Here is a 14,531-nt window from a genome sequence, read left to right on the forward strand (position 1 = left end):
TAGCCCAAACACGCCAAAACCTTTGAAAAATAAGTCCCCATGGTGCAGAAAAAGTGAGCTACGGCGACAACAGTAGAAACGTCGCCTTCATCAACAACCTCCGGTTCCTCGGCGATAGCACACCCACCAAGGCTGTTCCCCCAAGCCGGCATGCTGCGGGCAAAAAAATCCCGCACAAGGCGGGAAAAAGTCATTTCAATAGGGATGGTAATACACTACAGGACTAACACAACATCATCGGGTAAGAGATACATTACCAGCACAAGTGTATAGAACTGTCATGCCTGAGTAAGGATGACAGGATAGATGTAACGCCTAATGGAGAACATTGACAGAACGCCATGCCGGTCTTTCTGTAACGTTTATATAAACCTGATTGATAAATTGTAACCAATAGCAAAGTATTTCCTTGGCAATAGGAATTGCACCGCAAACGATTTCCTGATGGGTTGCAGGCGAAGTCATATTAACTCTAAGCGTAATGAAAGTTTATTAATCACTTTTTTAAAAAGCATAAAATGCCAACGAACAGAAGGCGCCGACTCATGTTTTATTTTTCAGGAGGTGCTATATTTTTAAGGCACAAACCTACTTCATCATGGGAAGTATATGAAAAAAATCGTTTTAGCGTTGCTGCTGCTATTTTAGCCGCAGGAGTTCTACTGGCGGGCTGTTCCTCCAAAGTCGCAGAAACAACTCAATATTCTGGTTTCCTTCAAGACTATAGCAAACTGCAAAAAACTGAAACCGCCAGCGGGCATCAGGTTTTACGCTGGATCGCACCTGGTTTTAAAGAATCTGACTATCGTGGTATCTACATTTCCCCATTGGTCTTTTACCCGCCTGCAAAACCCAGTGCTCGGGTAAGCCAGGAAACACTGGATAAAATCAGAGAATACGCCAGCACCAAACTCAGAGCAGCCGTAGCAGAGCGCACAACGCTGTTGCCTAGCCCTGCAGGCTCAAGAGTATTAGTGGCGAAAGTGGCCATTACCGCAGTGACCGCTGAGAACGAAGATCTGCAGTTCTATGAAGTCGTTCCTATTGGTGCCGTGATTGCCACCACCATGGCAGCCAGCGGGCACAGAACGCAGAACACCACCTTATTCATGGAAATAAAACTTATCGATCAGGATACCGGTAAAACGGTGCTTGCCGTGGTGCGTAAGGGCTACGGTAAGTCGGTAAGCAATGACTCTACCCCGATTACGATAGCCGACGTGAAAAAAGCCATTGATGATATGGTGACAGATATTGTGAACTTCCCAAGATTTTAAGTAATTCAATTACATTGATGGGGAATTCAGCTTCCCCATCGGTTTTCCCACCTAGTGACACAAGGCAGTCCTCCACAAGCGACAAGGTCATAGCTTGAAAAATCCTGATATGCCCCCATGTCATAATTGTTGTCTGCCATTTCGGTAGGTCTAGCGAAGGGAAATGAATATGTTAGAGAATTATTTTGGCTCTGGGATCACCCCAACTGAAGAGCAAAAACGCAGATTATTGGCGGTGCAGGCAGCACTGGAACTGCTGAAGGCAACGCTGTCTGACACCAATGATGGTAATGGTGTTGAATACCAATTGAAGACGGCAGAGAAACACGTTGGCGCCCTTGCCGACGCCATTCAGGCTGCCGTTGAACAAAAGTAACCCCGGTTCTGTATTAGAGCACCCGTGCTGCATAGCGCGGGTGTTTTATTTTTCATTCCCCTCCCCCTTTCCCTTCTCCCAGGCAAAACAAAATGACGGCTGTTTGGTAATTTAACTTAATCTCTGAATTTCTTTTTTAAAATAATAAGTTATAAAATATTAAACCCCTCACCGCCTTACCCCGAACATGCTTCAAAAAACCTTATATGTGTCAGCACTCACATATTTAATCAGGGAATTTTCAATTCCCATTCACAACAACTTTCCTCTTAAGATAGTGTGTAAATTAACCACCAGGAGGATGATGAATAAAAAATCCGAGTTCAAAACTATTAACAGCATTAAGTCATGTGCATCGTAGATTGCTCATTGGCAGGTTATCGCCATTAATTTTTAAAGGGATTTTATTCGCCACCTACAGCACAAAGCATTAATTAATTTAATGTTCAACACCTCGCTTATTATATTTTAGCGAGCGGATCCCCATTGCTTTCACACTTATAAAAAACAAAAGAATAATTTTTATTTCACACAGGATAATAAAATGAAAATAATACCTCTGGCCCTACTCTTCCCCGCCCTGCTCGCCACTGGCGCAGCCGGAGCGGTCACGGTCTATAACAACAAAGGAACGCAACTCGATATTTATGGCCGTATCGAGGCGCAGACCGGGAATGAATGGACCAACGAACACACCAATGCCACCAATCTGACTGGCCGCCTCGGCTTTGAAGCCAAACAGAAGCTTGATGAGCAGTTTAACCTGTTTGGTAAGCTGGAATGGCAGGTTAATACCCAGAAAAACGACACCAAGGTGTCCGAAGATAACTGGGATATCCGTTACGGCTATGTCGGGGTTGACGTTAAAGATCTGGGTAGATTTATGGTTGGCCGTACGCGCAACCCAATGTATCAGTGGATGAACATCACCGACCGTTATATGAACTACACCGCCAACGTTTATTCCAACTGGGTGGGTAGCCGTATCGATTCCTCCTATCAATGGAACCGCCAGGACGGCACGCTGCAATATGAATATACCAATGGCGGGCTGGATATCCGTACGGCCTACGTGATGGGCAATGGCGCTGGTGACAGCACCGTTGATGATGGCTACATGGCCAGCCTTGGTTACGCCTTTGAAATCCCGGTGGCGGGCACGCCACTGAAAATCAAGCCGGTCGTTGCCTGGCAGAAAATGACCAAAGATCCCAAGAACACCACCCTGAGCGGCAACTATACCGACTATACCCAACAAGGGGCTGGCATACGCCTCAATTACGGCAAGGCGTATCTCGGGATTAACGTTGGCAGGCAGACCTACGAGCAAACAGATAAACCAGATAAAGACTACGATGCCTTCGATTCGCTGGCTGAATACTGGTTTACCAGCAAAGTCGCGCTGCGCGGCGGCTACTCACAGTTAATCGAATCTGAAAATGATTACGCCCACCGCAAACAGTGGATCTCCGAATTGGAATACCGGCTGAAAAAAGATGTGCATCTCTCCGCCACATACATTTATGACGATCGGGAAAGCTACGACTCGGCAGAAAACTTGTGGGTACTTGGGTTACGTTACGAATTTTAATCACTGAACAAGGATTGAAAATATGAACAGCAAGCTCAGTTTATTCGCCGTGCTGGTGTTGACTGCTGGCCTCAGCCAGGCAGCCGCTTTGCCAAAAGAGAGCGGGAGTTTTGAGTTTACCGTGCCGCAAACCGGCAAGAAGATGGAAGTGTTCAGCTACCAGCCGCCCGGCGCCGATGCCAACACCCCGGTAGTGTTTGTCCTCACCGGCCTGAATCGTAACGCTGCTGAATATCGCGACTCATGGGTAGAAAACGCCAAGAAAAGCAAACTTATCGTTATCGCCCCGCTGTTCTCCACAGCCGACTACCCGGGCAATGATGGTTACAACCTTGGCAATATTGAGAATGCCAAAACCCACAAGGTCAACCCCAAAGGGGAATGGGCGTTCACGGTGATTGATGACCTGTTTGCCGATATGCAAAAACAGGGCATTACCAAGCAGAACAGCTATTATTTATTTGGCAACAGCGCTGGCTGTCAATTTGCCCACCGGATGATGACCTTTGTGCCTGAAGCCAACATTAAAGCGGCTATCTGTGCCGCAGCAGGATGGTGGACCATGCCAGATGTGGAAAACCTCTGGCCGTACGGTCTGGATAATGCGCCGGTAAAAGTGACGCAAAAACAGCTGGCTGACTATTTTGCCAAGCCGGTGCTGATCACCGTAGGTGAAAAAGATAACGACCCTTACCATCCTTTGCTACGCCGTTCTTATGAAGCGATGGCACAGGGTGATAGCCGCTTAACCCGCGCACAGACCTATTTCCTGACGGCGCAGCAGAAAGCCAAGCGCTATAAGGTTGATTTCAACTGGCGTTTTACCACATTACCGGGCGTAGCGCATAGCGGTGAGAAAATGTCCGCCTACGGTGCCGAGCAGTTTGCCTGGTTTGAACAACATGGCGACTTCAAGGTTAAGCCGTAAACTGAGGAATACGTGCTGCCGCCTGGCCGGGTAGCAGCACGAGTCAGAAGGTAATGAGAGATGACACACACTTCTGACAAGGGAATTTTTGATTCCCCTTTTTTCTCCTCTGGGTTTTGTTATTAATGAATGACGATCTTACGCAGAGGGGAAGATGATATGAACAGAGCAGAATTCTCTCAACGTATTGCTGGCATTGATAATCTGACCGAAACCGACCGGCGTATCATCGACTATTTTGACAAGCATTTTGAATCCATTCCCTATAGCAAAGTGATTGATATCTGTAATGAAATTGAGATTGCCAAGTCAACACTGGGAAGATTTATGATGAAAATCGGCTTTACCGGTTTTCGTGACTTCAAAGAGTCAACCATTGAGCCGGAGCAACGCAGAAACATTTCACCGATAGAACGCTTCGACAACAACAAGAACAGAAAAAACGGCATTGAGTTTATTGAGAAGCACTGCAGCGAGATCACCAACAATATCAACAATACGTTGAAAAACATCAATCGTAAGGATCTGGAAAAAACCATCTCGCTAATTTGCGATCCGGAAAAAAGGCTTTATATCATTGGCAGCGCCACAGCCCACGCATTAGCCGAATATTTTTACCTGCTTGGGCGCTATATCAAAAAAGACATTGTGCTGTTGGATGCCAATATTGCCAATTTACCGCATAAATTAATTGACTCGAGAAAAGGCGACGTCCTGCTGGCGATTTCTTATTACCGATTCTCCAGCGTCACCACCCGGCTGATAAAGTGGTTTTATCAAAATCGTGGCGATACCATCGTCATCACTGACAACGCCGTCAATCCTTTCAGCCACTTTGCCTCGGCGATGTTACTGATGGAAAGCCAACACAGCGGGTTATTCAGTAGCCGCAGCGCAGGTTTTGTATTGATTGAAGCCCTGGTGAATTATATGGGTGAAGTGAAAAACAATGAGCTAAATGAAAACTTTCATGTAATGGAATCTTTATTTGAGGCATTTAACGTCTTTAATAAATAATACAGTAACCAGAAATTAATCTTGGTCAGACTATTACAGCCACATTATTTGTAGCTGCTACCAGACACGCCTGGATACCATGTAGCCATCAATCTCTGGCGTATATTTTATGAAAAGAGGCTTTAACATGAGCAGTGAAAACAGAGCTATCCCTGTTTGCCCTGAGCAACAAATTATCACTACCCCGCAAGGGAATTTATCTTTCCGCTCTTGCGGTGAAGGTGAAACCATTATCTTTTTACACGGGATCCTGGGCAGTTCAAAAGCCTGGCCATTCCAGTTTGCTGCATTTGCTGCCAACTATCACGTTATGGCCTGGGATGCGCCGGGTTATGCCGATTCGGCACTGATCCCCGCCGACATCGACGCTTTTGAGCAGATGTTGCATGAGCTGGTACTAACCTGCGGTGACAAAAAAGTGTCTCTCGTCGGGCATTCAATGGGGGGACCGTTGCCAGTCGCTATGCCGCACGGCATCCGGAAAGAATCAAGCATCTGATCTTGTCCTGCACTCACCCAGGTTATGGTGCCCCCACATCAGCACCCAGCTCAGAAAAGCTGGAAAAGCGGCTTAAGGAACTCGCCGAAATCGGCCGTGAGGCCTACGGCAGAAACCGTGCTCGGGATCTGTTGCCGTTCCCAGATGTCCCCGCAGCAGTGTTGGACTACGCGGCTGAAATTGCAGCGGGAACTAATCTTGAAGGCCTGAGGCGTGCCACCCGCATGCTGCAATTGGCTGATAACCGCCCATTATTACCACTACTCAAGATGCCAACGCTGATACTGACGGGTGAAAAAGACACGGTGGTTCAGCCTCAGCTTAAAGCCGATCTGCTGGCGCTGGTACCTTACACCCAACACATTGAAATGCCCGGCCTAGGGCATGCACCTTATTTCCAGGCCCCGGACTATTACAACGCGCGATTACAAGAGTTTATCGCCAATAACTGAATAATAAGGGGGTATGATGACTGGATTTATAATAGGGATGCTTATTACCGTCTTGGCTGCCTGGTTTATTATCAAAAACTACCAGCCACAGACCGTACTGCTGCTGGCAGGGCTAAGTTTACTGCTGATCACGGCAGTCTTCTTTCCTGAGCAGTCGATATTGTATGGCAAGGCGAAATCCATCGGCTGGGTCGGCGGGGATATTTTTGCGTTTGTTAAGGAGTCTTTAACCACTCAGGTGGCGGGCATCGGTTTGATCATTATGGCGGCAGGCGGGTTTGCCGACTATATGGATCATATCAAAGCATCGAATTCGATGGTTAATCTGTGCATCAAGCCTCTGCAGATGATCAAAGCCCCCTATCTGATCCTGGCTATCGGCTACATTTTGTCCCAACTGTTACACGTCGCGATTTCCAGTGCTGCAGGCTTGGCCATGCTGTTACTGGTGACCTTCTTCCCGGTGCTGGTGCGTTTAGGTGTCAGTAAAGCCGCCGCTGCCGCGATGATTGGTATGTCGGCGTTTATGGATCTCGGCCCGGCAGTAGGCACCGCCAACCTGGCGGCAAAGCATGCGGGTATGGAAACGGCTATTTACTTTGCTCACTATCAACTGCCGGTAGCGACCGGTGTCATGCTGGTGGTCGCCGTTCTGATCTTCTTCACCGCACGCTATTTTGATGCCAAAGATGGTCACGTTGTCACTCAGGTACAACAGGAACAGCAAGCGAATGAAGAGGGCACCAAAGTGCCAGCATTCTACGCTTTGTTACCGATTTTCCCGGTAGTGCTGGTGATTGTCTTCAGCCCACTGATCGTCAGTACTATCAAGGTTGACGTGGTGACCGCGATGATTATCGGTACCCTGCTGGCATTTTTCTGCGAATTGCTGGTACGGCGTGATTTCAAGGTCGCTTGCAAAGGTGTGCAGGTCTTTTTCAAAGGTATGGGCACGATGTTTACCAGTATTGTTTCCCTGCTGGTTTGCGCCGACGTCTTTGCTCAAGGCCTGCAAATTATCGGTGCCGTCGACTTTATCATCCAGACCGTTCAGGCCGCAGGCTTCGGTTTTGGCAATATGACGGTAGTGATGGCCCTGTTGGTCTGCGTAACCGCTGCCCTGACCGGTTCTGGCGTTGCTGCCTTCTTCTCCTTCTCTGGTCTGGCACCTGGCATTGCCGCCAAGTTTGGCGAAAGCGCAGTCAGCATGATCCTGCCGATGCAACTGATGGCCGGGATGGGAAGATCGATTTCCCCGGTGGCCGGTGTGATTATCGCCGTCAGCAAGGCCGGAGAATGTTCACCCTTTATGATCGTCCGCCGCACGCTGATCCCGGCAGTTGGCGGGATGGTGACCATGCTGATACTGAACGGTATTTTTAATTAATTCCCATTAAATCTTAGGGCGGTAAGTTTCCGCCCTACTTTCACACCTCATCCGTCAGTCAATCCTTCATCTTTTCCGAAATACTCCCCCTGCTCTGTATCACCCCCAGATCCCGCTGTACACTGGCTAACTGCCGCTTAGGGTTATCAGCGGCTTGCCCCGATTTTATTAACATGGAGTGTTGATATGTTCTCAAGAGTGATGTTTGTGCTGTTCGCCGCTGGCGTAATATTGGTGCTGATAAACTGGGAACGGATATGGGAAATCCTGCGTCCGATGGTGTGAACATTTGAGGCGGCGTGACATCTCTCATGCCCCTCTGCCGAACGCAAGAGGGGCTATTTTATTGACTGCGCTTTATTGATGGTGCAACTCCACTGCTGATTTACCACGCTTTGATTAGCGGCTATCTGTAACGACAGAACGGCATCTTGGGTATGCGTAATGCTGTATTCGAGCACCACGTCATCCAGATTGCTGGCGATGCGTTCGATCCTGAACAGGGCGCTGCCCTGCTCCAGGTTCAGCACACTGGCCAATTTGGCATCGCAGATAACCGGCAGGTAGCGCTCCGTCGCCTTGGTGGGGGAATAACCGAAAGTTTCCCGCAGCTGTTCATACAGCGGGCTACTCCCGTCAACATGGCTCAGATCGTTATACACCCGGCCATTCAGGTAGGTGATCGAATGGGCCATCACTTTCTTACCTTGCACAAACAGCCGTTCAAGGCGCATCAACTGGCTACCCAAATCCAGCTGCATCCGCTCGGCTACCTCTTGATTGGCCATGGTCGATAACAGCGAAAGGACCTCCACTTCAACCGGCGTGGTCGAGTTGAAGGTCACCAGCACATCCGGCAGATCGGTGTAGTATTTGTGCAGCGCATCCCGATTGATAAAGGTGCCCTTGCCCTGCTCCCGATACACCATGCCAATGCTGGCCAGCGAATCTATCGCCTGTTTGATGGTACCGCGGGCAACCTTGAACTCATCGGCGAGCAACAGTTCTCCGGGCAGTTTATCATCGTAGGTAAAGGTGATGATCCGTTGCAGGATAATGCCTTTTATCCTGAGATACAGTGGGAGTCCATCCGACTCAAACATACTCATGCTCCACTCAGAGGTAGTGTATTTGGCTCCTGTAAGCGTCAAGTATATCCTGATTTATCTCCTGATTGCCGTCTATGTTTGCGCTCGCCAGGATCGGCGGCGTCTGCTGTTTTTCCTGCATTAATTCGCAGATCCTCAGCACCAGGCTGTTGGCGATGGTCGCCCCCATAATGGTCGAAAGCGGTGCCACCTTCTGGGGCAGCCCCGGCAGGCTGACGGCGGCATCGCCATACTCGCATTGGTTATCGATAGTGATATCCGCGATATCCACCAACAGCTTGCCGCTGGAGTGGCGCGAAGTCACGCGGGCCGCCGTGGCCAGGCTGGTGATGGCAATCACCTTGGCACCACAGGCCCGTGCGGCCAAAGCGACATCGATGGTAATGGCGTTACGGCCTGAAACCGAGTGGATCAGCAGCGTATCACCCGCTTTTAGCGGTGACTGTTCAATCATCACCCGCCCCAGCCCCTCCACATTCTCCACCGCACTGGTCAGCGTCAATGGCCGGACGTTGAGCATCAGGGCTGGCGTAAATAGCGGATTAACAATGGCTAATCCACCAGCCCGATAGCTCATCTCCTCTGCCAGAATACCGGCGTGGCTGGCACCAAAAACAAACAGATTACGCTCCGCCAGCACCGTCTCGGTCATCATTTCCGCCGCGCGTTGTAACGTATCGGGCTGCTGCTCCAACTGAGCCAACTTCTGCCGGATTTGTTGGTAATATTGGGTCAATGCCTTGCTCATACCCTTCTCCCATAAAGTCAGAATGTCAGCAGCCTGGTCAACGCACTTATCAGCGGCGCCAGAACGAACATATCGCTGTCACCAGCCCACAGTGCCGTGTCTGGAATGGTGTCGCTGATAAAATAGTTAACGCAGAAATATTGCCCCCAGGCCACCACGGTGGAAGTGATAAACCCGGCCAGTAATGCGCCCTTATAGCCGCCGGTGATATTGCCAAATACCCCCGCCGTCCCGGCATGGAAGAAAATCACGATCATGCTGGGGATAAACACGTAACCGGTATAACGGCCAATCAGGGTGAGCCACAGCAGAGAGCCGATAAAGGCACCGACAAAACCCAGCACCACCGCATTAGGGGCAAAGTTAAACAGGATTGGGCAGTCAAGCGCCGGTTTGGCGCCGGGTACCAGGCATGAACCTATGCCGTTAAAGGCTGGCACCATTTCACCAATAAACATCCGCACACCCAGCAGCACCACGGCGATACCACCGGTAAACATCAGCGATTGTTTCAGCGCATAGATGTAGAAGCTCAGATCACCAGACTGCGCCAGAATTTCAGCCGCCTTCGGCGTGCCCTTAATTTGCAGAATAAAGGTGCCGATAAAGAACAGCAGCGACATGGTCAGCGCCGTCACCACGTTGGAATCCCGCAGGAAACCGAGCTTCTTCGGCACCTTGATGTCTTCAGAACTGACTTTGTTGGCGGCAAAAATCTGGCCAAACAGCGCTCCCAGCAGGGCCACAGAGGCCGAGGTGTGCCCCAGGGCCACGTTGTCATTGCCGGTTATTTTACGCACCCAGGGTTGCACCAACGCTGGCTGTAACGTCCAATAGAGCCCCATAATCACGGTCAGCATCAGGGTCAGTTGCATACCGGAAATGGCCGGGTTGCTGTTGACCATCACACCGGCAAAGATCATGGTGGTCCAGAACATCATATGGCCGGTCAGGTAGATATATTTAAAGCGCGTCAGGCGGGCGAGCAGCAGGTTCAGCGCAAAGCCCCCAGCGATGGCAATGGTGACGCTACTGCCATAGCGTTCGGTGAAATGCACCTGGCCGATAATTTGGGTTAAACTCATCGAACTCAGGCCGAACACTTCGGTCCAGATAGGCTGGAAAATCAGCAGGGCAGAGACAATAATGCCCGCTCCCGCACCGATGATCAGAAAACCCAGAATGCCCTTCAGCGTGCCTGAGACAATATCTGCCAGTGGCTTGCCTTGTAACACCAGGCCCAACAGAACAATCAGGCCGATTAAAATAGAAGCTTCCCCAAAAATATTGACCGTGATCCAGCGCAATACCCCCAGAAACTCGCTCATGGTTATTCTCCCCGCGTCACAATACCGGCCTGTTGCAATGCCTGGACGATCTCTTTGCTGTCAATGTAGTTATTAACAATCACCACCGGGCAAGAGAGATGCTGAAGGTTATCCACCAATTCGGCATTGGTGATCACCAGGTCGGCATTGGCCGAAGCCGCCGAAGAAACATCCATATGTTCTACCGAAGCCTGGATCCCATGTTGTTTTAATACCGACTCCACGTTCATTTTCAGGATCAGGCTGGAGCCCATCCCCAAACCGCACACCGTCAGAATTTTCATTACTCTTCACTCCGTGTAGAACCATCAGGATTTACGTCGCGCTGGCCATTAGCTGATATAGCTGTTCGGGATCGCGGGAATTCATCAAAGTATGCAGGTTTCCTTCATCCGCCAGCAGGGTGACAATGTGCTGGATCAGTTGAATATGCCGATCACTGCTGGTGGCAGACAGCCCCAGTAAAACCTGGACCGGATCGTTCTCGGCATGGCCAAACACCACCGGCTCACGCAGCCGAACCAAACTGAGCTGTGCTTTAATCGCGCCGCACTCTGGGCGGGCATGCGGCATGGCCAAACCGGGGGCAATCACAAAATAAGGCCCAAACTCTTGATAGCTGGCCACCATCGCCTGAACATATTCCGGGGTGCAAGCACCCGCCAGGCAAAGCGCCTGACCGGCAGCCTGGATAGCTTCTGCCGCATTACGGGCCGGGTTATCAATACTGATGGCTTGCCGAACGATCATGGCTACCCTCTGCGGTTAAATGATGGCGGATAGAGGCCAGAGTGGTCTCCAATGCCTGCTGTACAAATGCCTGCCCTTTCTCTTTGCTGGCACAGGCGGGATCCCCAAGCACCGCGTAGTCGGAAAACTCGGTCCAACGCACCGGCTGATAGCGGAAGTTCTCCGGGAATTGAGGATAGTGTGAGCGTGCCAACGACATTTCCACATGTTCTGGCGCCAGAGCCAACATCAGGGAGGTTTCAACTTCGTCCGCATGCATATAGCCGGGATAGGCAACCTCAGAGGTGCGCAATTGACTGACACAGCTGTCCATGCCTGCCCAGCTGTAGCTGAGCAACGTAATGCCTTCTGTTTTCAACTGTCTGGCTGCGGCCTTGATGGCATCAAAATTTCCGTAGTGCGCGTTGATCACCGCCGTGGTGGCAATCCCGTAACCGGCCATATTGCGGGCCAGCGACACCAGCAGTTGCACCAGCAAATCGTTACCGATATCAATCGCACCAGCATGCCCACGCAGCGACCATACCTGACTGTATGACACCACCGGCAAACTGAGCGCAACCTCCCCCAGTTGCTTGTCCAACAGGGCACAAAACCGTTCAGCCAGCACGTTATCAGTATCCAGCGGCAGATGATCGCCATGAGGCTCCACCGCGCCCAGCGGCACCAGCGCTATCTGCGCTTTTGCCAGCGCCTGTTTGGCTTGTTGCTCATTCAACCCGTGCAATTTCATTGAGTCTCCTTAGCCAAAAGCAAAATAGCGGGCCGGGTTTTCCACAAAGAAATCCTGCAGCAAGGCTTCGCCATCAAACCCCGCTTCCTGGGCTTCTTCAATGAATCTTGGCCGCCAGTCCGCCAGAATAAACTTCAGCCCCAGGCCGCCTTTGCCGTAGTGGGCACTCATGGATTTACGGGCGAAATCGCCGCCAATTAAAATTTGTTTCTGATAACCCCGTTTGCACAGCGCCAATATGGCCTGAGTACGGATATGTTCTGGGTAATATTTGATGCGGCTCATCCCGTCAAAAGAGAGAAATGCCCCGGTGTTGGCAATCTGACGGTGGAGCCAGGGATCGGGATTACGATCCATATGGGCAAAGCACAGGCGGGATAAATCCAGCCCAAGTTGTTTAAATATCTTCGCCTGTTCCAAACCCATGGTGCCCATCTCCGTGTGGCTGTGCATCGGGGCACCCGTGCTTTGCTGCGCCCTGACGGTCGCTTCCATGGTTTTGCGTTCCAAAGGGGAAATAGTGTTATAGCCAGTGCCACATTTCACCACGCCAGCCCGGTAACGGCTGCCCTCTATCCCCTCGGTGACTTCACGGCTAACGTGCTCTGCCAACTGATCAATCGAGGAACCTTCAATCCACTCGGCAAAGCTTTGTGTTGAACCGGGCCGATGGCTGCTCCAGAGAAATCCTTTGTTAAAACCTGCCGTGGCAATAACGTGCAGTTGCTGGCGCTTGGCCATCTCAGCCACGGCAATGGCCTGGCGACCATAATCAGGGGCCGTAGCGTCGTAAATGGCATTGCCACCGGCCTGACGAAAATCGGCCAATTCCCGTTCTGAAGCCTGCAGATCGTCCAGTAGCAGGTCATCATCATGGCGCTCTGCCCAATACGGGGGAATGCAGTAAATATGATCGTGGCTGTAGGTTACGCCAAGCTGGCTGGCAGCAATATCACCGTTTAGCGTGCGGATGGATCCCATGAGAATAGCTCCCAGGAACGAAAAATAAGGTAGCTTCAACATAGGTTAGGATCAGTTGATCAGTCAAGTGATCAAGTTCGCAATTTAACCAATCAACTTACGTGTCTTGCACCCGATAAACGATAACGACTGATACTGTAACGTCGACAGACCAGATAATACCGATGATGGCCAGCCATGATGATCAGCGTGCGCTGAGGGGGCGAAAAATGGCCATAAGTGGCTAGTTACGGGCAAATCGCCAACCGATTGGTCACGAGAAAAGTAAGAGTAGAGAAGTGTATAAGCAGGTGTTTGCGCTGGATATGGTAAAAAATCTCCAGGCGGACAGCTATCATGTGAGGTTTTTTGTCGGGATTAACGCGCGGTATGCCACCTTTGGCAAATCAAAGATGGCAGCTACTTTAATGGCAGATCTGCTGGAGATCTTCTTCTGAAAGGCCGGTCATTTGCATGACTGTAGCGCGATCAATACCACTCTTAAGCATGGTACGGGCGACATCCAGCTTGCCTTCAAGACGGCCTTTTTCCTGGCCAAGCTGTATGCCTTCCTGGCGGCCTTTTTCCAGACCGCGCTCCAGGCCTTTTTGTTCCAGTTGCTGTGCGATGGTCATGAGTTCATCTCCCTACTTCGGCACACGCTGTGCCAATTGGTATATAAACGCCTGTGCATCCGGTGTTTCACCGCTTTGTATCATATAACCTGAAACTGTTGTCTGGTCATCTGCTCTTGCAGCAGCAATGAGGCCAGTTTATCCAACAACTCTCCCAGAGAACGCTGACGGATAGGCTTTTGCAATAAAGTCAGGATCGCCATACGCCGATGCTTCATGATCTCATCGTCAGGAATGATCGTCACATCGACAAGTGGGAAAGCACCGTTATAAAGCTGGCCAGCAAGTTCCGGATCGGTAAACGCCTGGAGCCAATTCATAGAATAAGGGTAAGGACTGCGCTTGCCCGTATAAAACAGAATAGGTATTACCAACGGCAGATTGTCATGCCCTGCATCCAAGTGGCGCTGCATAGCGGCTATTGCCTAACGCATAAGCCTAAACGTCATATGCTTGTCAGGCGAACTTTGGTGTTCAACCAAACAATACACATAAGCATCCCCCTTCCCTGTTTGCAGCGAATAGAGAACGTCGGAATAGTAGGCACGCAGATTATCCTCTACAAATGAACCTGACTCGAGCTTTTGCGTCTCCATATCGCAGATCTGCAGCAAGGCTGGCGGCAAATGTAAATGCAGGAAATCACGAGCCGTCTCCAAATGGGTCAGGAACGCTTTGAATGCGGCATCATGGGGAGTTGGAGTCGTTTTCATTTCGGCATCCTATCATGATAAAAACGGT

13 protein-coding genes and 2 pseudogenes are annotated in these 14,531 nt (G+C 50.4%); 7 read left to right on the forward strand and 8 right to left on the reverse strand.

Annotation, left to right across the window (positions count from 1 at the left end):
• Window positions 1–545 precede the first annotated feature (545 nt).
• From ACQ86O_RS24985 to dcuC, 7 genes and pseudogenes are all read left to right on the forward strand, one after another.
• Window positions 546–1,277, forward strand: a complete 732-nt coding sequence (locus tag ACQ86O_RS24985) for a DUF3313 domain-containing protein (protein ID WP_431223309.1) — start codon at window positions 546–548, stop codon at window positions 1,275–1,277.
• 169 nt (window positions 1,278–1,446) lie between these two features.
• Complete coding sequence (locus ACQ86O_RS24990; RefSeq protein ID WP_431223310.1) at window positions 1,447–1,653, forward strand: hypothetical protein; 207 nt, start codon at window positions 1,447–1,449, stop codon at window positions 1,651–1,653.
• 544 nt (window positions 1,654–2,197) lie between these two features.
• Complete coding sequence (locus tag ACQ86O_RS24995) at window positions 2,198–3,244, forward strand: porin (protein ID WP_431223311.1); 1,047 nt, start codon at window positions 2,198–2,200, stop codon at window positions 3,242–3,244.
• 22 nt (window positions 3,245–3,266) lie between these two features.
• Window positions 3,267–4,172: a hypothetical protein gene (locus ACQ86O_RS25000; RefSeq protein ID WP_431223312.1), complete on the forward strand. Its 906-nt coding sequence runs from the start codon at window positions 3,267–3,269 to the stop codon at window positions 4,170–4,172.
• Between the two features lie 159 nt (window positions 4,173–4,331).
• Window positions 4,332–5,189 carry a MurR/RpiR family transcriptional regulator gene (locus ACQ86O_RS25005; RefSeq protein WP_431223313.1) on the forward strand — a complete coding sequence of 286 codons (858 nt, stop codon included), beginning with the start codon at window positions 4,332–4,334 and terminating at the stop codon, window positions 5,187–5,189.
• Between the two features lie 127 nt (window positions 5,190–5,316).
• Window positions 5,317–6,140 (forward strand): annotated as a pseudogene (locus ACQ86O_RS25010) (alpha/beta fold hydrolase).
• 16 nt (window positions 6,141–6,156) lie between these two features.
• Window positions 6,157–7,527, forward strand: a complete 1,371-nt coding sequence (gene dcuC, locus ACQ86O_RS25015) for a C4-dicarboxylate transporter DcuC (protein ID WP_431225827.1) — start codon at window positions 6,157–6,159, stop codon at window positions 7,525–7,527.
• Between the two features lie 338 nt (window positions 7,528–7,865).
• Here the strand turns inward: dcuC and ACQ86O_RS25020 are convergent, their stop codons facing one another.
• The 8 genes and pseudogenes from ACQ86O_RS25020 to ACQ86O_RS25055 form a co-directional block, all read right to left on the reverse strand.
• Window positions 7,866–8,630, reverse strand: a complete 765-nt coding sequence (locus ACQ86O_RS25020) for a GntR family transcriptional regulator (protein ID WP_431223314.1) — start codon at window positions 8,628–8,630, stop codon at window positions 7,866–7,868.
• A 13-nt stretch (window positions 8,631–8,643) separates the two neighbouring features.
• On the reverse strand, window positions 8,644–9,384 hold the full coding sequence (locus tag ACQ86O_RS25025) for a sugar isomerase domain-containing protein (protein WP_431223315.1): 741 nt from the start codon (window positions 9,382–9,384) through the stop codon (window positions 8,644–8,646).
• 17 nt (window positions 9,385–9,401) lie between these two features.
• A complete protein-coding gene (locus tag ACQ86O_RS25030) occupies window positions 9,402–10,712 on the reverse strand; it encodes a PTS ascorbate transporter subunit IIC (RefSeq protein ID WP_431223316.1) in 1,311 nt (436 codons plus the stop codon).
• Between the two features lie 2 nt (window positions 10,713–10,714).
• Window positions 10,715–10,996 carry a PTS sugar transporter subunit IIB gene (locus ACQ86O_RS25035; protein ID WP_431223317.1) on the reverse strand — a complete coding sequence of 94 codons (282 nt, stop codon included), beginning with the start codon at window positions 10,994–10,996 and terminating at the stop codon, window positions 10,715–10,717.
• A 31-nt stretch (window positions 10,997–11,027) separates the two neighbouring features.
• Window positions 11,028–11,462, reverse strand: a complete 435-nt coding sequence (locus ACQ86O_RS25040; RefSeq protein ID WP_431223318.1) for a PTS sugar transporter subunit IIA — start codon at window positions 11,460–11,462, stop codon at window positions 11,028–11,030.
• Window positions 11,434–12,195: a creatininase family protein gene (locus tag ACQ86O_RS25045; protein ID WP_431223319.1), complete on the reverse strand. Its 762-nt coding sequence runs from the start codon at window positions 12,193–12,195 to the stop codon at window positions 11,434–11,436. The genes ACQ86O_RS25040 and ACQ86O_RS25045 overlap by 29 nt, the downstream gene beginning before the upstream one ends.
• A 9-nt stretch (window positions 12,196–12,204) precedes the next feature.
• On the reverse strand, window positions 12,205–13,176 hold the full coding sequence (locus tag ACQ86O_RS25050) for a phosphotriesterase family protein (protein ID WP_431223320.1): 972 nt from the start codon (window positions 13,174–13,176) through the stop codon (window positions 12,205–12,207).
• A gap of 404 nt (window positions 13,177–13,580) precedes the next feature.
• Window positions 13,581–14,503 (reverse strand): annotated as a pseudogene (locus tag ACQ86O_RS25055) (Rpn family recombination-promoting nuclease/putative transposase).
• Window positions 14,504–14,531 lie beyond the last annotated feature (28 nt).

The sequence above is a fragment of the Serratia sp. L9 genome, assembly GCF_050632285.1.
Lineage (GTDB): Bacteria > Pseudomonadota > Gammaproteobacteria > Enterobacterales > Enterobacteriaceae > Chania.